This is a genomic window from Arthrobacter gengyunqii (genome assembly GCF_023022985.1).
GTDB lineage: Bacteria > Actinomycetota > Actinomycetes > Actinomycetales > Micrococcaceae > Arthrobacter_B > Arthrobacter_B gengyunqii.
On sequence record NZ_CP095461.1, the window covers coordinates 1,438,664 to 1,461,153 of the forward strand.

Genomic DNA, 22,490 nt, shown 5'->3' on the forward strand with positions numbered 1-22,490 from the left:
AATCCGACACGCGGCAGAGGTAATTGCAGAACCAGTTTTCGCCCCATAGCGTCACTGGTAGAGCATTACTTGACATAACTATAACCTTCAACTAGAACCTTAGGGTTTCTGGGAAAAGGTTGCAGGTCAGGTTCAAGGTTTTCGGCCGGAGCTTTCCGGCCACCCAATGATCAGTTGCACAGATTCGAACAAGGGACACAGGACGTGGCAGCACCGCAGAATTACTTGGCCGTCATCAAGGTCGTCGGCATCGGCGGCGGTGGCGTGAACGCCGTAAACCGGATGATTGACGTTGGACTCCGAGGCGTGGAGTTCATCGCCATCAACACCGATGCGCAGGCGCTGCTGATGAGCGACGCCGACGTGAAGCTCGATGTCGGCCGTGAGCTGACGCGTGGCCTCGGCGCCGGCGCGGACCCCGAGGTGGGCCGCAAGGCTGCCGAGGACCACGCTGAAGAGATCGAGGAAGTCCTGCGCGGAGCGGACATGGTCTTCGTGACCGCAGGCGAAGGCGGCGGCACCGGCACCGGCGGCGCGCCCGTCGTGGCCCGCATCGCCCGGTCCCTTGGCGCCCTGACCATCGGTGTGGTGACTCGTCCCTTCACCTTCGAAGGCCGCCGCCGCTCCAACCAGGCAGAGTCCGGCATCGACACGCTTCGCGACGAAGTCGATACGCTCATCGTCATTCCGAATGACCGACTGCTCTCCATCAGCGACCGGAACGTGTCCATGCTGGACGCCTTCCGCTCGGCAGACCAGGTGCTGCTCTCCGGTGTCCAGGGCATCACCGACCTGATCACCACCCCGGGCCTGATCAACCTCGACTTTGCCGACGTGAAGTCCGTCATGCAGGGTGCCGGTTCGGCACTCATGGGCATCGGTTCGGCACGGGGAGAGGACCGCGCCGTCAAGGCGGCCGAGCTGGCCATAGCGTCTCCTCTGCTGGAAGCCTCCATCGACGGCGCCCACGGCGTCCTGCTCTCCATCCAGGGCGGCTCCGACCTCGGCCTGTTCGAGATCAACGAGGCCGCACGCCTGGTCCAGGAAGTGGCCCACCCCGAAGCCAACATCATCTTCGGTGCCGTCATTGACGACGCCCTGGGCGACGAAGCACGCGTCACGGTCATTGCCGCCGGTTTCGACCAGGTGGATGTCACCTCGCAGCCGGTTTCGCACAAGCCTGCCGAGCCTGCCGCACCGCCGGTCGCCGCGCCGGCCGTCGGCGGCTACGCGGCTGCTGCGCCTGCTTCGGCAGGGCTGTCGGCATGGTCGCAGCGCTCGACGCAGCACAGCGACGTTCCGGCCGATGCCGGTTTCGATGTGGACCTGCCCGCCGTCGTGGAGTCGGATCTGTCCACGGGCCGCAACGATGACCTGGATGTCCCCGACTTCCTGAAGTAAGACCCGGTCCGGGCAGCAGCCTGGATGCGCAAACACAGCGAGGTTGTTCGACAATGTTTTGGTGGCAGACGCAGGCCGGTGACGGCCTGACGGTCGCGTTCACCAATACGGAGGCGGGCAACCTCGCTTTGCATGTCGGGGATGATCCAGCCATGGTGCTTCAGCGCCGCAGGGCCCTGGAACAGCGGATGGGCGTGCCCGGTGGATCGCTGCATTTTATGAACCAGGTGCATTCCGCCGCTGTCGCGAGGGTGTCCGAGTCGGGACCGGTCGGAACAACGGCTGTGCCGACGGCTGACACGCTGACGGCTGACGCCATGGTGAGCCCGGACGGGTCTGTACCGCTGGCGGTCATGGTTGCCGACTGTGTGCCCGTGGTGCTGGCCGGGCGGAACAGTGCCGGGGTGGTGACGGCTGTTGCCCACGCCGGACGCCGGGGGCTGCTCGACGGCATTCTCGCCAACACCGTGCAGGACATGCGTGCGGCCGGAGCTTCAAGCCTGCGCGCCTGGATTGGACCGTCGGTCTGCGGAGAGTGCTATGAGGTTCCCGCAGCAATGCAACGGGAGGCGGCCGAGCTGATGCCGGAACTGCGCTCGACCACCCGCTGGGGAACTCCTGCCCTGGACCTTCCCGCCGGTGCCCGGACACAGCTGGAAGCCCTGGGGGTCGACGTCGTCCGGCTCCCCGGCTGCACCCTTGAATCCGGCGATCTTTACTCGCACCGCCGCAGCAGCAGTGCGGGACGGTTCGCCGGACTGATCTGGCGGCGCTGACGGTCCGGGTCCCCGGCTGCGCGCAGCACATGCCTGCCTAAATGCCTGCTTGATACAAGGAGTACCCATGACTGCCAGCATTACCCCCGCCGAACGGTCCGCCGAGCTTACGGCACGGCTGCAGCGGGTGCGCACCCGCATCCGGTCAGCGGTTGCCGGTCCCGCCGAGCCAACCCTCATAGTGGTGACGAAGTACTTTCCGGCCAGTGACGTCGAACTCCTGGCCGCACTCGGAGTCACCGAGGTGGGGGAGAACAAGGATCAGGAGGCTGCTGCAAAAGCATCGTCGGTTCAGGCTCAGGGTCTGAACTGGCATTTCATCGGCCAGCTGCAAAGCAACAAGGCCAAATCCGTGGTCCGTTACGCTGCCGCCGTGCATTCAGTGGACCGGCTCTCGCTGGTCACAGCCCTTGGCAAAGCCATGGCTGCTGAACAATCGCGCCGTACGGAGGCTGGGGTGCAGCCCAGAGCTGACCTGGACGTGTTTTTGCAGGTGGATCTGCGGGAGCAGACACCCGCAGCGGGATCTTCCGGTGGAGGCGCAGGGACCGGCGCAGCCCGCGGGGGAGCGCTGCCCCGGGAGCTGCCTGATCTGGCCGAAGCTGCAGCGGCAACGCCCGGTCTCCGCCTTGCCGGGGTCATGGCAGTGGCCCCTTTGGGCGCCGATCCGCAGGAGGCGTTCGCCAAGCTGGCGGGGCTGTCCGGGAACCTCCAAAAGGCCCATCCCGGGGCAACCGGGATCTCCGCCGGGATGAGCGGGGACCTGGAAGCAGCGCTGCAGCACGGGGCGACACACCTGAGGATCGGTTCCGATATTCTCGGGCCCCGGCCCCCGGTGCGGTAGCGTCTATTGCAGGAAAGTCTCTCATTTGGCGAGGGACAAGTGCTACGGCGCTGAAGTTCTAGAAGGAGCAACCATGGCTGGCGCAATGCGCAGGACAATGATCTACCTTGGGCTCGCCGACGGTGAAGAGCCCTACGAGTCTGAGCAGAAAAGCCAGCGGGATGCCCCGGTGCGCAGCGCCGAGGAATACACCCCGGAATACGAGCGCCCCGAGCGTTCCGACCGGTCAGAGCGTTCCGACCGGACCGACCGCACCGAGCGGTCCGACCGCGACGCCGAGCAGGCCCCGGCACCCGTGGTCCGCACCGCCGTCGAAGAATACCGAGCACCCGTGACGCCGATCAAGCGCGCGCCGTCATCCCGAGAGGAAGTGGCTGGCTTGCGCCAGATCACCACCGTTCACCCCCGTTCCTACAACGACGCCAAGATCATTGGGGAGAGCTTCCGGGACGGGATTCCCGTGATCATGAATGTCACCGACATGGGTGAAGCGGACGCCAAGCGCCTGGTCGATTTCTCTGCTGGCCTTGTCTTTGGCCTGCGCGGTAGCATTGAGCGCGTGACCAACAAGGTCTTCCTCCTGTCGCCTTCCTATGTGGAGGTGCTGGGGGATGACAAAAAAGTCAGTGAATCCCAGTCGGCATTCTTCAACCAGAGCTGACCGCATGCCCGCAGCAGCGGGGTCCCTGCGGATCGCTACAGACTCCCCGGAAACGAAACAACACGCGTGAGTATTATTTTTGCCCTGCTGTATGTGCTGCTGGTGCTCTTTCAGTTTGCTCTGTTCCTGAGGATTGTTTACGACGCGGTCCAGATCTTCGCCCGCCAATGGCGTCCGAAGGGCCCCGCCCTGGTGCTTGCATCAGTGATCTATGGGGCCACCGATCCTCCGATCCGGCTCCTGCGGAGGTTCATTCCTCCGCTGCGGCTGGGAGGAATCTCGCTTGATCTGGCCTTCATCGTGCTGTTCATCCTTGTTGCCATCGTGAAGCAGATCGTCGCCGGCGCCCTGTTCTAGGCGTTGAGGCATCCGGGGCCGGTTAGTGTTCCTTCTCCGGAAGATATACTGTGAAAAAGAATAAGACCCCTTAGATTTTTATGTTCGATATTCTGTACGTAGAACCGTCTGCTTGACTCGCAGGCGAATCTTATAACCAGTGTGAGGTGACCAGATGGCTCTGACGCCAGAAGATGTTGTCAATAAGCGGTTCCAGCCGACCAAGTTCCGTGAAGGCTACGACCAGGATGAGGTTGATGACTTTCTCGACGAGATCGTCATTGAGCTTCGGCGCCTGAACGCAGAAAATGCAGACCTGCGTACGCAGCTCGCAGATTGCGTTGCCGGCAAGTCGGGCGAAGGATCCGTTCCCGCTCCGGTTTCCGCCGCTGCCAAGACCGAACAGGTCACGGCACCGGTAAAGGAAGAAAAGAAGCCCGAACCGGTCAAGGCCGAGGAGCCGAAGGCTCCCGCAGCCAAGGTCGAAGAGCCCAAGGCTGCTGCTCCGGCCGCAGCAGCTCCGGCCGCTCCGGCCCCCGCCGCCGCTGCACCCGCCCCGGCGAATGCAGCCAGCAACACCGAAACCGCCGCAGGCATCCTGGCCATGGCCCAGAAGATGCACGACGACTACGTTGGTGCCGGTGTTGAGCAGCGCGACAAGATCATCGCAGAAGCACAGATGGAAGCCAGCGGACTCGTCAGCGAAGCCCAGGACAAGAGCCGCAAGATCCTCAGCAACCTGGAACAGCAGAAGGCTGTTCTGGAGCGCAAGGTGGAGCAGCTGCGCGGCTTCGAGCGCGACTACCGTTCACGCCTGAAGGCCTACATCGAAGGCCAGCTGCGCGACCTCGACGCCCGTGGATCCGTTGCCTCGGAGACTGCCGACGCATAACGCGAACGGCTCCGTGGCACCTCACAGGTGCACTAAACTGAAATAAAGCAAGGGCCGGCTGGCCGGGATGCCCCGGCTGGCCGGCCCATTGTTTTGGCAGCTCCGGGGTCCCTGCGAGGGTCCACGACCAACGAAAGCACCATGACTAAATCTTCTGAGGAACCCGTGTCCGCGAGAGACGCCGGCAGCGGCGGCGAGCACGTGCGGCCGGCATGGTCCGGATATGCCCTGATCATGGCCGCCTGTGCAGTGCTGGGACTGGGAATCGACCAGCTCACCAAATGGTGGGTCGAGTCCACCATGACCCTTGGCCAGGTTACGGACGTGCTGCCGCCGCTGCTGCGCTGGCACTACATCCTCAACCCGGGGGCCGCCTTTTCCATCGGCACGGACTACACGTGGGTGTTCACCATCATCATGGCGGGCGTGTGCGGTTTCCTGGTGTACCTCATGCTCAAGGTCCGCTCCGTGTCCTGGGCTGTTGCCCTGGGCCTGGTCCTGGGCGGGGCAGCGGGCAACCTCACGGACCGGCTGTTCCGTGAGCCGTCGTTTGGGCAGGGTCATGTGGTGGACTTCATCGCCCTGCCCAACTTCGCAATTTTCAACATTGCGGACACCTGTGTGGTCTCCGGCGTAATCCTCGTCTGCCTGCTCACACTGCGGGGAGTGGGCCTGGACGGAGCACAGACCCCTTCGGACACAGCGAAGGAAGCCGGCACCAACAAGCAAACCGGCACCAAAGATATGAAGAACGGCGAAGAAAACCAATGAACGAGATCCACACCGTCCTGCAAATCCCGGACGAGGCCGACGGCGGCCGCGCCGACGCTGTCCTGGCCAAACTGCTGGATGTCTCACGCTCCACCGCCGCCACCTGGTTTACGGACGGCTACTTCAGCATGAACGGCCGGCCGCTGGGCAAGTCCGACCGCCTCACCGCCGGAGACCGGGTGACCGTTGACATCCCCGAGCAGCGTGACCCGCTCGCCGTCGTCGTCGAACCGGTGGAGGGGCTGAAGATCCTGGCCGACGACGACCATTTCGTCGTCATCGACAAGCCCGTCGGGGTTGCTGCCCATCCCTCTCCCGGTTGGGTAGGACCCACAGTGGTGGGCGGACTGGCAGCTGCCGGCTACCGCATTTCCACCTCCGGCGCACCCGAGCGGCAGGGCATCGTCCACCGCCTGGACGTGGGCACCTCGGGAGCCATGGTGGTGGCCAAGACAGAGCACGCCTACACGCTGCTGAAGCAGGCCTTCAAGGAACGCACCGTGGAGAAGATGTACCACGCCGTGGTCCAGGGCCTGCCGGATCCGCTGCGCGGAACCATCGACGCACCGATCGGCCGCCATCCTTCCTATGACTGGCGGTTCGCCGTGCTGGAGGGTGGACGGCCCTCCGTCACGCACTATGAAGTGCTTGAGGCGTTCGGCAAGGCTTCCCTGGTGGAAGTGCACCTGGAGACCGGCCGCACCCACCAGATCCGTGTGCACTTCTCCGCACTCAAGCACCCCTGTGCCGGAGATCTCACCTACGGCGCCGAGGCCAAACTGGCAGCCGAGCTGGGCCTGACCCGGCAGTGGCTGCATGCCCGGAAGCTGGCGTTTGCGCACCCGGGAACCGGTGAACGCGTGGAAGTTGTCAGCGAATATCCCCAGGACCTGCAGTATGCACTGGACGCCCTGCAGCGCGGCGATGTCTGAGGCACGCGGACGGAAGTGACGAGACCGTCGGCCGGACGGCGGCGTGCCGTCCGGCCTCCGCTTTAGCTCGGCCTAGAATAGTTCGGTGGCTTCAGCAACTTCTTCGAAATCGTTTGTCCATCTTCACAACCACACCGAGTACTCCATGCTGGACGGGGCGGCCCGCCTGACGGACCTCTTCAGCCATGCCGAGGAACTCGGCATGAACGCCGTGGCAACCACGGACCACGGATTCGTGTTCGGAGCCTTCGATTTCTGGAACAAGGCACGTAACGCAGGGATCAAGCCGATTGTCGGCGTCGAAGCCTACCTGACGCCGGGAACCGCACGGGCTGACAAGACCCGCGTGAAGTGGGGTGACGGCGGCCGCAACGACGTCTCCGGCGCCGGCGCCTACACGCACATGACCATGTGGGCCGAAACCACCGAGGGCATGCACAACCTCTTCCGGATGTCCTCCCTGGCCTCCCTTGAAGGCTTCCTCTACAAGCCGCGCATGGACCGCGACCTGCTGCAGACCTACGGCAAAGGCCTCATCGCCACCACCGGCTGTCCCTCCGGCGAGGTCCAGACCAAGCTGCGCTTGGGCCTGTACAAGGAAGCCGTCCAGGCCGCCTCGGACTTCCGGGACATTTTCGGGAAAGACAACTTCTTCTGCGAGCTGATGGACCACGGCCTGGACATCGAGCGCAATGTCCATGCGGACCTGATCAAGCTGGCCCGCGAGCTGCAGTTGCCGCTGGTTGCCACCAATGACCTGCACTACACACACGCTGAAGACGCCTCCGCGCACGCCGCGCTGCTGTGCGTGCAGTCCGGCTCCTCCCTGGCGGACCCCAAGCGCTTCAAGTTCGACGCCGACGAGTTCTACCTGAAGTCCCCGGCGGAAATGCGGGCTATCTTCCGCGACTACCCGGACGCCTGCGACAACACGCTGCTCATTGCCGAGCGGTGCGACGTGGAATTCAACACCAAAGCCAACTACATGCCGCGGTTCCCCACCCCCGAAGGGGAAAACGAGGAATCCTGGTTCGTCAAGGAAGTCGAAAAGGGCCTGCATTACCGCTACCCGGCCGGCATTCCCGATGCTGTCCGCAAGCGCGCCGACTATGAAGTGGGCATCATCGCCCAGATGGGTTTCCCGGGCTACTTCCTGGTGGTGGCCGACTTCATCAACTGGGCCAAGGAAAACGGCATCCGGGTGGGCCCGGGCCGCGGCTCCGGTGCCGGTTCCATGGCCGCTTACGCCATGCGCATCACCGATCTCGATCCGCTGCAGCACGGCCTGATCTTCGAGCGCTTCCTGAACCCGGACCGCGTCTCCATGCCTGACTTCGACGTTGACTTCGATGATAGGCGCCGCTCCGAGGTGATCCACTACGTCACCGAGAAGTACGGTGACGAGCGCGTGGCCATGATCGTCACTTACGGCACCATCAAGGCCAAGCAGGCGCTGAAGGACTCATCGCGTGTCATGGGTTATCCGTTCTCCGTGGGAGAGCGCCTGACGAAGGCCATGCCGCCGGATGTCATGGGCAAGGGCCTGTCCCTGCAGGATGTCCACAACAAGGAAGCCAAGCGCTACGGCGAGGCCGAAGAGCTGCGCGAACTGCTGCGCACCGATCCCGACTCGCAGCGTGTCTTCGATACCGCGCTCGGACTGGAAGGCCTCAAGCGCCAGTGGGGCGTGCACGCTGCCGGCGTGATCATGTCCTCCGACCCGCTGATCGACATTGTCCCGATCATGCGCCGCGAGCAGGACGGGCAGGTCATTACGCAGTTCGACTACCCCACCTGCGAAGGCCTGGGGCTGATCAAGATGGACTTCTTGGGCCTGCGAAACCTGACGATCGTCTCCGACGCCGTGGAGAACATCAAGAACAACCGGGGCGAGGACCTGGTCCTGGAAGACCTGCCGCTGGATCTGAAGGAGGCCTACGATCTTCTGGCCAGCGGCGACACCCTCGGCGTGTTCCAGCTGGACGGCGGGCCCATGCGGTCGCTGCTCAAGAGCATGCGTCCGGACAACTTCGAAGACATTTCCGCCGTCATCGCCCTGTACCGTCCGGGCCCCATGGGTGCGAACTCGCACACCAACTATGCCCTGCGCAAAACCGGGCAGCAGGAAATCACTCCAATCCACCCGGAGCTCGAGGAGCCCCTGGCGGAGATTCTGGGCACCACCTACGGCCTGATTGTCTATCAGGAGCAGGTGATGGCCATCGCCCAGAAGGTGGCCGGGTTCAGCCTCGGACAGGCAGACATCCTGCGCCGCGCCATGGGTAAGAAAAAGAAGTCGGAGCTGGACAAGCAGTACGCCGGCTTCCATCAGGGCATGATCGACCGCGGCTACTCCGAGGCAGCCATCAAGGCCCTCTGGGACATTCTGCTGCCGTTCTCCGACTACGCCTTCAACAAGGCGCACTCGGCCGCCTATGGTGTGGTGTCCTACTGGACCGCGTACCTGAAGGCGCAGTATCCCGCGGAATACATGGCTGCCCTGCTCACCTCGGTCGGTGATGACAAGGACAAGCTGGCCATGTACCTGAACGAATGCCGCAAGATGGGCATCACGGTGCTGCCGCCGGACGTCAACGAGTCCAGCGTGAACTTCACTCCCGTAGGCAAGGACATCCGCTTTGGCATGGGTGCCATCCGCAACGTGGGCGCCAACGTGGTGCAGTCCATGGTGTCCGCCCGCGAGGAAAAGGGTGCGTTCACCAACTTCAAGGACTTCCTGATGAAGGTCCCGGCGGTGGTCTGCAACAAGCGCACCATTGAATCGCTGATCAAGGCCGGAGCCTTTGACTCCATGGGCCACGCCCGGCGTCCGCTGGCAATGATCCACGAAGAAGCGATCGACTCCGTCGTCGTGCTCAAGCGCAACGAAGCCGTGGGCCAGTTCGACCTCTTTGCCGCCATTGCCGACCAGGAGCCGGAGGACTCGATCAGCATCGAGATTCCGGACCTGCCCGAGTGGGAGAAGAAGGACAAGCTCTCCTTCGAGCGCGACATGCTGGGCCTGTATGTGTCCGACCATCCGCTGCAGGGCCTCGAGGGCATCCTGAGCCAGCACGCGGATTCCTCCATCACCAACATCGTGGGGGAGGAAGGCCCGCCCGACGGCGCCATTGTCACCATCGCCGGCATGATCACCTCGCTGCAGCGCAGGATCGCCAAGAACAGCGGCAACGCCTACGCCCGCTGTGAGATTGAGGATCTGGCCGGCTCCATGGAGGTCATGTTCTTCGGCCAGGTCTACGGTCCGATTGCCGCCGTGCTGGCCGAGGACCTCATTGTGGTGGTCCGCGGCAGGCTCCAGCGCCGCGACGACGGCGCCGTGACCCTGAACGCCCAGGAACTCACCGTTCCGGACCTGAGCGAGGGTCATTCCGGTCCGGTGGTGATTTCCATGGCGACCTACAAGGCTACGGAAACGGTGGTCACGCAGCTCGGGGATGTCCTCCGGACCCACCCGGGAACGTCGGAGGTGCAGATCCGCCTCAATGGGTCACGGACGGTTGAAGTCATGAAGCTGGGCGTTGACCTGCGGGTGAACCCCACGCCGTCCTTGTTCGGTGACCTGAAGGTGCTGCTGGGTCCGGCCTGCCTGGACGTGTAGCAAAGCGGCGGCGGGGCGGGTGGGGCAGTAGAATGGACCCGTGACTTCATCCATCCCCGCAGCCGTTAACACGTCCTTCCGTACGATCGACCTGCGCGGCCGGCATCTGTCGATGGCCGCGCTGAAGCAGGCGATGCCGCGCGCGGAGACCACCACCGATGTGGCCTCCGACGCCGTGGCAGCCATCATTGCCGACGTCCGCACCCGCGGCTATGACGCACTGAGTGATCTCGCCGCCCGGTTTGACCGCGTGGAACAGCACCGCCCGCTGGTTCCCCGCGCCGCACTGAAGGAAGCGCTGGACCAGCTGGCCCCCGAGATCCGGGCAGCCCTGGAGGAATCCATCCGCCGTGCCCGGCTTTTCGCCGAGGCCCAGCGGCCCCTGGACACTGACCTGCAGATTGGCCCCGGAGCCAACGTGGCCCAGAAATGGATTCCGGTCCGACGCGTGGGCCTGTACGTGCCCGGCGGCCTGGCCGTCTACCCGTCCTCCGTGATCATGAACGTGATTCCAGCGCAGGCCGCGGGCGTCTCATCCCTGGCCCTGGCGTCTCCGCCGCAGCCGGCTTTCGGAGGCCTGCCGCACCCCACCATCCTGGCGGCGGCCGAGTTGCTGGGCATTGAAGAGGTGTACGCCATGGGCGGCGCCCAGGCCATTGCTGCCTTCGCCTACGGTGTGGCCGCCGCGGGAGAGAACCCCGAGCTGGAACCGGTGGATGTAGTCACCGGACCGGGCAACGTTTATGTGGCCACCGCGAAGCGCCTGGTCAAGGGAGTGGTGGGAATCGATGCGGAAGCCGGTCCCACCGAAATCGCGATCCTGGCTGACGCCGGAGCCGATGCACGCCTGGTAGCTGCGGATCTGATCAGCCAGGCCGAGCACGATCCGAATGCCGCCTCCGTGCTCGTCACAGACTCGGCTGACCTGGAGCAGCGTGTCCGGGATGAACTGGACCGCCAGGTGCCGGCGACCCGCCACGCGGAGCGTGTGGCCACCGCACTGTCCGGGCCCCAGTCCGGAACCATCCTGGTGGAAGATCTGGAACAGGGCATCAGTGTCTGCAATGCCTACGGAGCCGAGCACCTCGAAATCCAGACTGCCGATGCCGAAGACGTCGCCGCCCGCATCACCAGCGCCGGTGCCGTATTTGTCGGAAACTACAGCCCGGTGAGCCTGGGGGATTACTGCTCCGGTTCCAACCACGTGTTGCCCACGGCCGGCACCGCAGCCTTCTCCTCGGGCCTGAACGTGACCACCTTCATGCACGCCATCCAGGTCATCAACTATGACCGGGCTGCCCTTAAGGAAGTAAGCGGCCACGTGGTTGCCCTCTCCCACGCAGAGGACCTGCCCGCCCACGGCGACGCCGTGTCCGTCCGTTTCTCCTCCTGAGGTGCTGCGGCAAACCACCACATGTAGTGGCGGCTGGTACTACATATAGTGACGACAGTTGGAGATGAACGGTCTGCGGCCCTAGAATGAGTGCGCAGCCGGCTCCGTGCCGGTTGCACCCACCCTCTTCCGGGCTGCGGCAGCACTGCCGCCGCTGTCCCCGGGCCCTGAACTCCAGCGAAAGGACACCGGATGTACTGTCCGTTCTGCCGCAACGCTGATTCCCGCGTCGTAGACAGCCGCCTTGCCGAAGACGGCTCGGCGATCCGTCGGCGACGCCAATGCCCGGAGTGCGGCCGCAGGTTCAGCACTGTGGAGACCACCAGCCTGAGCGTCATCAAGCGTTCGGGTGTGGGCGAGCCTTTCAGCCGCGGAAAGGTGATAAACGGCGTGCGCAAGGCCTGCCAGGGCCGGCCCGTGAGCGAGGATGACCTGGCTATGCTGGCCCAGGAGGTTGAGGAATCCATCCGCGCCAGCGGAGTGGCGGAAATTGATGCCCATGAGGTGGGGCTGGCCATCCTGAAGCCGCTGCAGCGGTTGGACCAGGTTGCCTATCTGCGTTTCGCCAGCGTTTACCAGGCGTTCGAATCGCTGGAGGACTTCGAAGCCGCCATTGCGGAGCTCCGCAAGGATTCCCTGCACGCTCCGGCTCATCCGGCGGCATCCCAGCGGCCCCTGACGGCGCGGTAAGCAGCTTTACAGCATTGAAAAGCGGCGGCAGGATTTCCTGCCGCCGCTTCTTGTTTGCCGCGCCAACGCCCGGCGACAGGCTTACTTGATGTAGTTGAAGTGCATGGCCGCCTGCAGTGCGGCGCCCACGATTCCGGCGTTGTTCTTGAGGTTGGCCGTGACCAGCGGGGTGCGCAGTTCCAGCAGCGGCAGGAAGTCCTCGCTGCGCTTGGAAATGCCGCCGCCCACAACAAAAAGGTCGGGGGAAAACAGGAACTCCACATGGGAGAAGTACCGCTGCAGGCGCTGCGCGTATTCTTCCCAGCTGATGTTGTCGCGTTCACGGGCCGAGGCGGAGGCACGCGTTTCGGCATCCACGCCGTCGATCTCGAGGTGGCCCAGCTCAGCGTTGGGAACCAGCTTGCCGTTGGAGATCAGCGCCGAGCCGATGCCGGTGCCCAGGGTGATGACCAGGACCGTGCCTTCGACGCCCCGGCCGGCTCCGTAGCGCGCTTCCGCGAGCCCGGCGGCGTCGGCGTCGTTCATGACCTGAACTTCGCGGTTCAGCGCATTGGTGAGCAGGCCGTCGACGTCGGTGTCCACCCAGCTCTTGTCCACGTTGGCGGCTGAGCGGGCGATGCCGTGCTGGATGATGGCCGGGAAGGTGACGCCAACGGGAACATCGGTTCCCGGACCCTCCGGCCGCGAGGAGAGCTCGGCCACGATCTGGCCGACGACGCCGGCCACAGCCTCCGGGGTTGCCGGCTGCGGCGTGGGAATGCGGAACCGGTCACCAATGAGCTTGCCCTTGGTGAGATCGACGATGCCGCCCTTGATGCCGGTGCCGCCGATATCAATGCCGATGACCGCGTGTGCGTCGCCGTGCTTCTTGTGTTTCTTGGCCATGGAGTTCTCCAGAGGTAGGTCTGTCTCGTGTCGTTGACGCTGCTAAGGGAGGGTTAGAACTTCGGCGCCGGTTTCCGTCACGAGCAGCGTGTGCTCAAACTGGGCGGTGCGTTTGCGGTCCTTGGTGAGGACGGTCCAATTGTCATCCCACATGTCCCACTCAATGGTGCCGAGTGTGAGCATAGGCTCAATGGTAAACACCATTCCCGGTTCAATGAGCCGGCTGTAGGCCGGCGCGGCGTCGTAGTGGGGAATGATCAGTCCGGTGTGGAAGGCCTCGCCAACTCCGTGGCCGGTGAAGTCGCGCACAACGCCGTAGCCGAAGCGCTTGGCATAGGACTCGATCGTGCGGCCGATGACGTTGATTTCCCGTCCCGGCATGACGGCCTTGATGGCACGGCGCAGTGATTCCTGTGTTCGTTCCACCAGCAGCCTGGATTCTTCATCCACGTCCCCCACGAGGAACGTCCAGTTGGTGTCGCCGTGCACGCCGTTGATGTAGGCGGTGATGTCGATGTTGATGATGTCGCCGTCCTGGAGCACCGTGGTGTCCGGGATGCCGTGGCAGATGACCTCGTTGACGGAGGAGCACAGCGACTTGGGGAAGCCGCGGTAACCCAGTGTCGACGGGTAGGCGTGATGGTCCAGGAGGAATTCGTGGCCTACGCGGTCCAGTTCGTCGGTGGTGACGCCGGGGGCGATGTGCTTGCCGACCTCCACGATGGCCTGGGCGGCGATTTTCGAGGCTGCCCGGATCTTCTCGATGGTTTCAGGGCTCTTGACTTCTGAACCGGTGAAGGGTGTGGGAGCTTCCTTGTCCACGTATTCCGGTCGCGGAATCGAGGAGGGAACCGGCCGCCGGGGGCTCACGGTTCCCGGGATGAGACGGCCAAGGGGTGCAGTGGCAACGGTGTGGGGCATACCATCGATCTTATCGCCGTGCGGCCTGTGCCGCTGCACGCCGGGCTCCGCCGGGGGGAGCGCAACGTTTTTCTGCGGCCGGAGCCTCGTTCCAGGGAAAGAGATCACCATGTTCAAGGAGAGCGGACTATGACCGAGTACTGGTTCAACGTCGTCACGCACGAGGTTGAAAAGGGCCCCCAGTCCGACTGGACCAAACTGCTGGGGCCGTACAAGACACAGGAAGAGGCAGAGTCGGCACTCCTGAAGGTGCAGCAGCGCAATGAAGCCTGGGACAAAGAGGACGAAGAAAACCGCAACTGGTAACCCGCAGCTGCCGGCCGGGCGCTAGGCGTCGTGCCGGCTAGAAACTGTGCTCCGGGCCGGGGAAGGCACCGCTGCGGACCTCATCGGCGTAGGTTCGGGCGGCTGCTGCCAGCACGGAACGGACGTCAGCGAACTGTTTGACGAACCGCGGCTGCTTGCCGCTGCGCAGCCCGGCCATGTCCTGCCACACGAGGACCTGTCCGGTGGTGGCATTGCCGGCTCCGATGCCGATGGTCGGGACGGCAACCGCGGCGTCCACCTCCGCGGCTACATCGGCCGGGACCATTTCCATCAGGACACAGAACGCGCCCGCATCAGCCAGGGCGGCGGCGTCGTCGAGCACTGCGCGCCGGGCGTCGCCGCGCCCCTGCACCCGGTAGCCGCCCAGCGCGTGCTCGCTCTGCGGTGTGAAGCCGACGTGTGCCATAACCGGGATTCCGGCCGCTGCCAAGGCGCGGACATGGGGAGCATAGTGCGCCCCGCCTTCCATCTTGACTGCGTGCACCAGCCCTTCCTTCAGCAGCCTGATGGAGGATTCAACGGCCTGCGCAGGGGAGACCTCGTAGGAGCCGAAGGGCAGGTCGCAGACCACCAGGGCACGGCTGGCTCCGGCCGTGACGGACCGGGCGAACACGAGCATTTCATCGAGGGTGATCGGCAGGGTGGTGGCGTGGCCCATAACGTTGTTGGCCGCGGAATCGCCCACCAGCAGCACCTCGATGCCCGCCTCGTCAAAGATGGCGGCGGTGTACTGGTCGTAAGCGGTGAGCATTGCGAAATGCCCGCCTGAGTCCTTGATCTGCTGCAGGTGCGGGATCCGGACCCGGCGCGGACCGGACTGGCTTGCGGGGGCACCGGGACCTGCGGATCCTGCGGCGTACGGAGCGGACTGTTCAGCATCGGTCATGACCTGAGCGTACTAAACACACACGGTGTTGACGCCGTCCTCCCGCAATGCGTCGGCACCTCCGTAACGCAGGGCCCCCGGCGGGGCCGGCGACGGCAAAAGGCCCGAGGATGGGTAGAGTGAACCCAGGCTTGTAATACTGGGACGGCGCCGGAGGATCCGGGCCCTCCCACCGTCTCAGAAAGAGGACAGGGATGAACCGCCAGCAGGAATTCGTTTTGCGCACCATTGAAGAGCGAGACGTCCGGTTTGTGCGGTTGTGGTTTACCGATGTTGTGGGCACGCTGAAGTCCGTGGCGCTGGCTCCGGCTGAGGTTGAAGGCGCCTTCGAGGAGGGCCTGGGTTTCGACGGGTCCTCGATCGAGGGCCTGGCCCGCGTCTTCGAATCCGACATGCTGGCCCAGCCGGACCCCTCCACGTTCCAGATTCTGCCCTGGCGCGGTGACTCCGAGCAGACGTCGCGCATGTTCTGCGACATCCTTACCCCCGACGGCCAGCCCTCCGCTGCTGACCCCCGCAATGTGCTGAAGCGCCAGCTGGCCAAGGCGGCGGACATGGGCTTCACCTGCTACACGCACCCCGAGATCGAGTTCTATCTGCTGAAGTCCGATGAGCTCGGTCCCGACGGCGAACCAATCCCCGTGGACCGCGCCGGCTACTTCGACCATGTACCCGGCGGCGTGGCCCAGGACTTCCGCCGCACCGCGGTGTCCATGCTGGAAGCCGTGGGCATCTCGGTGGAGTTCAGCCACCACGAGGCCGGTCCCGGCCAAAATGAGATCGACCTGCGCTACGCGGATGCCCTGCAGACAGCGGACAACATCATGACGTTCCGCACCGTGGTCAAGGAAGTCGCCCTGACCACCAATTGCTACGCCACGTTCATGCCCAAGCCGTTCTCCGACCATCCCGGCTCGGGCATGCACACGCACCTGTCCCTGTTTGAGGGGGACACCAACGCGTTTTTCGAAGCCGGGGCCGAGTACCAGCTCTCCCGCACCGCCCGCCAGTTCATTGCCGGTATCCTGCGGCACGCTCCGGAATTCACGGCCGTCACCAACCAGTTCGTGAACTCCTACAAGCGGTTGTGGGGCGGCGGCGAAGCTCCGAGCTACGTCTCGTGGGGCCACAACAACCGTTCCGCGCTGGTCCGGGTGCCGCTGTACAAGCCGGGCAAGGGCCAGTCCGCGCGGATCGAATACCGGGGCATTGACTCCGCAGCCAACCCGTATCTTTCCTACGCCGTCCTGCTCGGCGCCGGGCTCAAGGGCATCGAAGAAGGTTACGAGCTTCCCGCCGGCGCCGAAGATGACATTGAGAGCCTGTCGGCAGCGGAACGCCGCGCCATGGGCCTGGACCCGCTGCCGGCCTCCCTGCATGACGCCGCCCGGGCCATGGAAGAGTCCGAGCTGGTGGCCGACATCCTCGGTGAACAGGTCTTCGAGAACTTCCTGCGCAACAAGCGGGCCGAGTGGAACGAGTACCGCCAGCACGTCACCCAGTTTGAGTTGAAAAAGAACCTGGGCATTCTCTAGACCGCTGCCGGTACTGAACGATATGGAGGGCCTCCCGTGAGTCTCACCCGCCGGCTGATCGCCGCAGGCTTCAGTGACCTGGAAAAAAGCAGCCGCTTCCTGCAGGCTCCGGAATTGGAGGGACTGGACGAGCAGGTGCTGTTCACCGGGTTCCTGCAGGCTGCTGATCCGGACCTGGCCCTGCAGTCGCTGGTCCGGCTGCTGGACCGTGTTCCGTCACTGCGGGAGCTGGTTGAGGCCGGTCCGGAGGAGAGCGAGGCCCTCTTCCGGCTGCTGGGCGCCTCGGAGGCGCTGGCGGAGTTCCTGATGCGCCACCCGGAGGCTGCCGACAGCCTGCGGGCACCGCTGCGTGCCGAACCCGCTGAGGTGGCCGGGGACATCCTGCGCGCCTCGCTGCTGGAATCGGTGAAGGCAGGCACCGGTAATGCACCGGTGGCCGGGCTGACGGGAACGGAAGCCTACGTTGCCCTGCGCACGAGATACCGCCGGCACCTGCTGGATCTGGCCGTGCGGGACCTGGGGTCAGCCTCGCCCACCGATGTGCTGCCCGCCGTCGGCCGTGAGCTGGCGGACCTTGCCGGCGCGGCCCTGGAAGCAGCCCTGGCCGTGTCCCGCGCCGAGCTGGCCGCCAGCTACCCGGCGGAGGACATTTCCCGGGTGCGCCTTGCCGTGATCGCCATGGGCAAATGCGGCGCACGGGAACTCAACTACATTTCCGACGTCGACGTCATCTACGTGATGGAGGCAGCCGGACTGGACGACACCGCGGCGGCACGGATCGGCACCGCGCTGGCCGCAGGGATCTCCCGGGCCATCAACGCCTCCGCCCCGGAACCGGGGCTGTGGGAAGTGGACACCAACCTCCGGCCCGAGGGCAAGGACGGTCCCCTCGTCCGCACCCTGGATTCCCACTTGAGCTATTACTCGCGCTGGGCACACACCTGGGAGTTCCAGGCACTGCTCAAGGCCCGCGCCGCTGCGGGGGATCCGGACCTTGGCCGCCGCTACGAAGAAGCAGTGGCGCCGCTGATCTGGTCCAGCACCGAGCGGGAGGGCTTCGTGGAAGCGGTGCAGGCGATGCGCCGCCGCGTCACGGACAACATTCCGGCACATGAAGAATCCCGGCAGCTGAAGCTCGGCAGCGGCGGGCTGCGCGACGTCGAGTTCACCGTCCAGCTGCTGCAGCTGGTTCACGGGAGAACAGATGAAACCCTGCGCGTGCGCAGTACGACGGCGGCCATCGCGGCGTTAAGCGAAGGCGGCTACATCGGGCGCACCGATGCCGTGGACCTGGATGCCGCCTACCGGTACCTGCGCGTGCTTGAACACCGCATCCAGCTGGTGCACATGCGCCGCACGCACCTGATGCCGGCGACAGGACCGGCCCTGCGGGCACTCGCCAAGGCTGCCAGCGGCTCGCTCGCCGTCGGCCGTCCCACCGCGGAACGCCTTACCGACACCTGGCAGCGCACCAAGCGGCTGGTCCGCCGCCTGCATGAGAGCATTTTCTACCGCCCGCTGCTGAACACCGCATCGAACCTCAGTGCGGACGAGGTGCGGCTTACCCCATCTGCCGCGCAGGCCCGGCTGGCCGCGCTGGGATATGCGGACCCCAAGGGGGCCATGCGGCATATCGAGGCACTCACGTCCGGCATCAGCCGCCGCGCTGCCCTGCAGCGCCAGCTCCTGCCCGTGCTGCTGGGCTGGCTCGCTGACGGCGTGGACCCCGACGCCGGCCTGCTGGGCTTCCGGCGCCTCAGTGAGTCGCTGGGGGAGACGCACTGGTACCTGGGCATGCTGCGTGACTCGTCAGCGGCGGGGGAGCGGCTGTGCTCCATCCTCTCGTCCAGCCGGTTTATCACCGACCTGCTGGAAGTCTCGCCGGAGGCCACCGCCTGGCTGGACACTGACAAATTCCTGGTGCCGATGACCTTTGAGGCGCAATGGCAGGAGATCCGTTCGAAGATGTCCCGCCATCCCAACCCGCAGGAGGCCATGCGGCTGATCCGGCTGATTCGCCGGCGCGAGATGCTGCGGATTGCCCTCGCCGACAGTGCGTGCCTGCTGACGCAGGAGGAGGTGGGCCAGGCGCTCGCCGACACGGACCGCGCTGCCGTCCTGGGGGCATTGCACGTCGCCGAAGGCGCGGTGCTGGAGCACGAGGAAAAGCTGACAGACATGCTGGTGGTGGCCATGGGCCGCCAGGGCGGACGGGAAATCGGCTACGGTTCCGACGCAGACGTCCTGTACGTCCACCGTGCACTGCCCGGCGCCGATCCCGCTGCCGCCCAGTCCCAGGCAGAGCGGATCGTCGGCCAGCTGTCGGCCCTGCTGCAGCAACCATGCACACCCGCCATCTTGGCGGAGAAGGTGCTGGTCCTGGATGCCGGACTGCGCCCGGAAGGGCGCAACGGACCGCTGGTCCGCAGCCTGGGCTCCTACCGCGAGTACTACAGCCGCTGGTCGCTGATCTGGGAAGCCCAGGCGCTGCTGCGCGCCCGTCCCATGGCCGGCAGCGACGACCTTGCCGCTGACTTCATCGACCTGATCGATCCGATCCGCTATTCGGCGGGCGTCAATGAGCACGACATTGTCGAGATCCGGCGCATCAAGGCGCGTGTGGAAAACGAACGCCTGCCGCGCGGCGCGGATCCCTCCCGGCACCTTAAGCTGGGCCGCGGGGCGCTGAGCGACGTCGAATGGCTGGTGCAGCTGCTGCAGCTCGAGCACGCCGGTACCCGTCCCGAGCTTCGGACCACGTCCACGCTGCCGGCGTTGGACGCACTTGCCGAAGCGGGCCTGCTTCCCGAAGCGGATGCGGCAATCCTGCGGGAGGCGTGGCTGCTGGCGAGCAGGATCCGCAGTGCCAACGTCATCCGCGGCGGGCGGAACCCGGATGTGTTGCCTTCCTCACGCCAAGAGCTGGAGGCGGTGGCCCGCTGGTGCGGCTACGGTGCCGGCCGGGGTGGCGTTTTAGAGGAGGACTATCTGCGGATTACGCGCCGATCCCGGGCGGTTTTCGAGCGCTGGTTCTACGGTTACACCTCCCACTGACTCCGTTGCCGATGCCCGGGGGATGCTCAGCTGACAGTCCGCTGACGCCGGATCAGCGGCCTCCCGGTTAGTTCCTGAGCCCCGCGCTGGGTAGGCTCTATGAGGCATTATCGGCATTTTTGTGCCGTTCCGGAACATCTAGGAGACGTTTTCACCTTGCAAACTGGCAAACGGGCCCGTCGAGGCCCGGCTAAGCTCGCCGCCCCGTTCATAGCGGCGACCGCGGCCATCGCACTGCTCCTTGGCGTCCCCGCAACCGGGGCCTTCGCCGCAGACACCCCCAAGGCCGCCGAGGGTGAAAGCTTCTCCGTCGGCACCGACACCACCTTCGCTCCCTTCGAGTTCCGCCAGGACGGCGAACTCGTGGGCATCGACATGGACCTGCTCAACTCGATCGCCGAGGAAGAGGGCTTCACCGTCGACATCCGCTCCCTCGGCTTTGACGCCGCGCTGCAGGCCCTGCAGTCCAACCAGGTGGACGGCGTCATTGCCGGCATGTCCATCACGGAGGAACGCCAGAAGACCTTCGACTTCTCGGACCCGTACTTCGAGTCCGGCATCCAGATGGCCGTCGCCGAGAACAACGATGAGATCAGCGGCTACGACGACCTGGCCGGCAAGCGGGTCGCCGTGAAGACCGGCACCGAGGGCCAGACGTTCGCCGAGTCCATCAAGGACCAGTACGGCTTCAGCGTGGTCGCGTTCGCCCAGTCCGCGCAGATGTACGACGACGTCAAGTCCGGCGGCTCCGTGGCAGTCTTCGACGACTACCCCGTGCTGTCCTACGGCATCAAGTCCGGCAACGGGCTCAAGACCGTCACCGAGAAGGAAGCCGGGTCCTCCTACGGCTTCGCCGTGAACAAGGGCACCAATCCCGAACTGCTGGCGGCCTTCAACACCGGCCTGGCCGAGCTGAAGGACAACGGCGAATATGACGAGATCATGGACCGCTACCTCGAGGCAGGTGCCGAAGACTCCAGTTTCTGGTCCCTGGTGACGGACAACGCCCCGGCCTTCGCCAAGGGCCTGGGCCTGACGCTGCTCGCCACGGCATTGTCCCTGGTCTTCGCCCTGGTGCTGGGTGTGCTCTTTGGCTTCTTCAAGGTCAGCTCCAACGTGGTGCTGCGCGGCATCGCCACCACCTACGTGAGCATCTTCCGCGGCACCCCCGTGCTGGTACAGGCGTTCTTCTTCTACTTTGGCCTGCCGCAGCTCATCGGGCAGCCAGTGGACGTGCTGACCGCGGGCGTGCTGACGCTGTCGCTGAACGCGGGAGCCTACATGACGGAAATCGTGCGCGGCGGCATCCAGTCCGTGGATCCGGGCCAGATGGAGGCTGCCCGCAGCCTGGGCCTCGGCTACGGAAAGACCATGCAGAAGGTCATCATTCCGCAGGCCGTGAAAATCATGACGCCCTCCTTCATCAACCAATTCGTCATCACCCTGAAGGACACGTCGCTGCTGGCCGTGATCGGCTTTGCCGAACTCACCTACCAGGCCCAGCAGATCTACGCCGTGAACTTCCGCACCGCCGAGGTGCTGCTGATCGTGGGCGCCCTGTACTTCATCGTCATCACGCTGCTGACCAAGCTGGCGGATGTTCTGGACAAGAGGTTTAACAAGTGAGCAAGATCGTCACCCGCGGACTGCGTAAGTCCTACGGCACCAACGAGGTTCTCAAGGGCCTTGACGTCACCGTCGCCGAAGGCGAAGTGGTGTGCGTTATCGGCCCCTCCGGCTCCGGCAAGTCCACGTTCCTGCGCTGCCTGAACAAGCTGGAAGACATCACCGCCGGCGAGGTGGAAGTCAACGGTGTCAGCATCACCGATCCCAAGGTGGACCTGAACAAGGTGCGCCAGAACATCGGCATGGTCTTCCAGCACTTCAACCTGTTCCCGCACATGAGCGTGCTGCAGAATGTCATGCTCGCACCGCTGGAGCTGAAGAAGGGTTCCAAGGCCGAGGTCCGGGCCAACGCCCTGCGCCTGCTGGAACAGGTGGGACTGGCCGACAAGGCCGGCGCCCGTCCCGCGCAGCTCTCGGGCGGACAGAAGCAGCGTGTGGCCATTGCCCGCGCGCTGGCCATGGCGCCGGACATCATGCTCTTCGACGAAGCAACCTCCGCCCTTGACCCCGAAATGGTGGGCGAGGTGCTGCAGGTCATCCGCGACCTCGCGAAGGCCGGCATGACCATGGTGGTGGTGACCCACGAAATGGGCTTCGCCCGCGAAGTGGCCGACCGCGTGATCTTCATGGCCGACGGACACATCGTGGAGGAAGGCGATCCCGAGACGTTCTTCTCCCATCCCAAGCATCCCCGGCTGCAGGACTTCCTGGCCAAGGTGCTCTGACCCTTCACGGCGGCACTGCATCGGCGGTGCCTTACGACGACGGCGGCTGTTCCCTGCGGGGGACGGCCGCCGTCGTCATTTCTTCCCTCCGTGACGGCAGTGAGTAAACCCACGTTGAGGAAGCGCCAAAAGGCTCCTAGTGTTAAAAGAAGCAGGAGTTGCGGCGCATCGGGCTTTTCCCGAAAGACGCCGCCCTGCACTGCAGCGGCCAAG

At 64.9% G+C, this 22,490-nt stretch carries 19 protein-coding genes; 16 read left to right on the top strand and 3 right to left on the bottom strand.

What is annotated here, in order from left to right:
- The first annotated feature begins 204 nt into the window (after positions 1-204).
- The 11 genes from ftsZ to nrdR all read left to right on the top strand — a co-directional run bounded on the left by ftsZ (position 205) and on the right by nrdR (position 12,318).
- Entirely contained in the window at positions 205-1,401 is a 1,197-nt protein-coding gene (gene ftsZ / locus MUG94_RS06500; protein WP_227889363.1) for a cell division protein FtsZ, read from the top strand.
- A 53-nt stretch (positions 1,402-1,454) separates the two neighbouring features.
- Positions 1,455-2,177 (top strand): purine nucleoside phosphorylase YfiH/LACC1 family protein, encoded by a 723-nt coding sequence (locus tag MUG94_RS06505; protein WP_227908918.1) that lies wholly within the window; start codon positions 1,455-1,457, stop codon positions 2,175-2,177.
- A 67-nt stretch (positions 2,178-2,244) separates the two neighbouring features.
- Positions 2,245-3,021: a YggS family pyridoxal phosphate enzyme gene (locus MUG94_RS06510; RefSeq protein ID WP_227908916.1), complete on the top strand. Its 777-nt coding sequence runs from the start codon at positions 2,245-2,247 to the stop codon at positions 3,019-3,021.
- Between the two features lie 73 nt (positions 3,022-3,094).
- Positions 3,095-3,682: a cell division protein SepF gene (locus MUG94_RS06515; protein ID WP_227908914.1), complete on the top strand. Its 588-nt coding sequence runs from the start codon at positions 3,095-3,097 to the stop codon at positions 3,680-3,682.
- A 66-nt stretch (positions 3,683-3,748) separates the two neighbouring features.
- Positions 3,749-4,039, top strand: coding sequence for a YggT family protein (locus MUG94_RS06520; RefSeq protein WP_227889367.1), 291 nt, complete (start codon positions 3,749-3,751; stop codon positions 4,037-4,039).
- A gap of 154 nt (positions 4,040-4,193) precedes the next feature.
- Positions 4,194-4,910 (top strand): DivIVA domain-containing protein, encoded by a 717-nt coding sequence (locus tag MUG94_RS06525; RefSeq protein ID WP_227908911.1) that lies wholly within the window; start codon positions 4,194-4,196, stop codon positions 4,908-4,910.
- Between the two features lie 141 nt (positions 4,911-5,051).
- Positions 5,052-5,681 carry a signal peptidase II gene (gene lspA / locus MUG94_RS06530; protein WP_227908910.1) on the top strand — a complete coding sequence of 210 codons (630 nt, stop codon included), beginning with the start codon at positions 5,052-5,054 and terminating at the stop codon, positions 5,679-5,681.
- Positions 5,678-6,613 carry an RluA family pseudouridine synthase gene (locus tag MUG94_RS06535; RefSeq protein ID WP_231705284.1) on the top strand — a complete coding sequence of 312 codons (936 nt, stop codon included), beginning with the start codon at positions 5,678-5,680 and terminating at the stop codon, positions 6,611-6,613. Before lspA ends, MUG94_RS06535 begins: the two co-directional genes overlap by 4 nt.
- A gap of 85 nt (positions 6,614-6,698) precedes the next feature.
- A complete protein-coding gene (dnaE, locus tag MUG94_RS06540) occupies positions 6,699-10,235 on the top strand; it encodes a DNA polymerase III subunit alpha (RefSeq protein ID WP_227889370.1) in 3,537 nt (1,178 codons plus the stop codon).
- Positions 10,236-10,347: 112 nt separating this feature from the next.
- Positions 10,348-11,628, top strand: a complete 1,281-nt coding sequence (gene hisD, locus MUG94_RS06545; RefSeq protein ID WP_227908969.1) for a histidinol dehydrogenase — start codon at positions 10,348-10,350, stop codon at positions 11,626-11,628.
- Positions 11,629-11,820: 192 nt separating this feature from the next.
- Positions 11,821-12,318, top strand: a complete 498-nt coding sequence (nrdR, locus tag MUG94_RS06550; protein WP_227908909.1) for a transcriptional regulator NrdR — start codon at positions 11,821-11,823, stop codon at positions 12,316-12,318.
- An 81-nt stretch (positions 12,319-12,399) separates the two neighbouring features.
- On the opposite strand, the gene ppgK is transcribed toward nrdR, so the two are convergent.
- Complete coding sequence (gene ppgK, locus MUG94_RS06555) at positions 12,400-13,203, bottom strand: polyphosphate--glucose phosphotransferase (RefSeq protein ID WP_227889372.1); 804 nt, start codon at positions 13,201-13,203, stop codon at positions 12,400-12,402.
- 42 nt (positions 13,204-13,245) lie between these two features.
- Complete coding sequence (gene map, locus MUG94_RS06560; protein WP_227889373.1) at positions 13,246-14,124, bottom strand: type I methionyl aminopeptidase; 879 nt, start codon at positions 14,122-14,124, stop codon at positions 13,246-13,248.
- A 129-nt stretch (positions 14,125-14,253) separates the two neighbouring features.
- On the opposite strand from map, the gene MUG94_RS06565 reads away from it, so the two are divergent.
- Positions 14,254-14,430 carry an SPOR domain-containing protein gene (locus MUG94_RS06565; protein WP_227889374.1) on the top strand — a complete coding sequence of 59 codons (177 nt, stop codon included), beginning with the start codon at positions 14,254-14,256 and terminating at the stop codon, positions 14,428-14,430.
- Between the two features lie 37 nt (positions 14,431-14,467).
- Here MUG94_RS06565 and panB read toward each other — a convergent pair whose 3' ends face one another.
- Positions 14,468-15,337, bottom strand: coding sequence for a 3-methyl-2-oxobutanoate hydroxymethyltransferase (gene panB / locus MUG94_RS06570; RefSeq protein WP_227908906.1), 870 nt, complete (start codon positions 15,335-15,337; stop codon positions 14,468-14,470).
- A 194-nt stretch (positions 15,338-15,531) separates the two neighbouring features.
- On the opposite strand from panB, the gene glnA reads away from it, so the two are divergent.
- The 4 genes from glnA to MUG94_RS06590 all read left to right on the top strand — a co-directional run bounded on the left by glnA (position 15,532) and on the right by MUG94_RS06590 (position 22,277).
- Positions 15,532-16,872, top strand: coding sequence for a type I glutamate--ammonia ligase (glnA, locus tag MUG94_RS06575; RefSeq protein ID WP_227889376.1), 1,341 nt, complete (start codon positions 15,532-15,534; stop codon positions 16,870-16,872).
- A gap of 36 nt (positions 16,873-16,908) precedes the next feature.
- Positions 16,909-19,926: a bifunctional [glutamine synthetase] adenylyltransferase/[glutamine synthetase]-adenylyl-L-tyrosine phosphorylase gene (locus MUG94_RS06580; protein ID WP_227908904.1), complete on the top strand. Its 3,018-nt coding sequence runs from the start codon at positions 16,909-16,911 to the stop codon at positions 19,924-19,926.
- A gap of 156 nt (positions 19,927-20,082) precedes the next feature.
- Entirely contained in the window at positions 20,083-21,552 is a 1,470-nt protein-coding gene (locus MUG94_RS06585) for an amino acid ABC transporter substrate-binding protein/permease (RefSeq protein WP_227908903.1), read from the top strand.
- Positions 21,549-22,277, top strand: a complete 729-nt coding sequence (locus MUG94_RS06590) for an amino acid ABC transporter ATP-binding protein (RefSeq protein ID WP_227908901.1) — start codon at positions 21,549-21,551, stop codon at positions 22,275-22,277. The genes MUG94_RS06585 and MUG94_RS06590 overlap by 4 nt, the downstream gene beginning before the upstream one ends.
- Positions 22,278-22,490 lie beyond the last annotated feature (213 nt).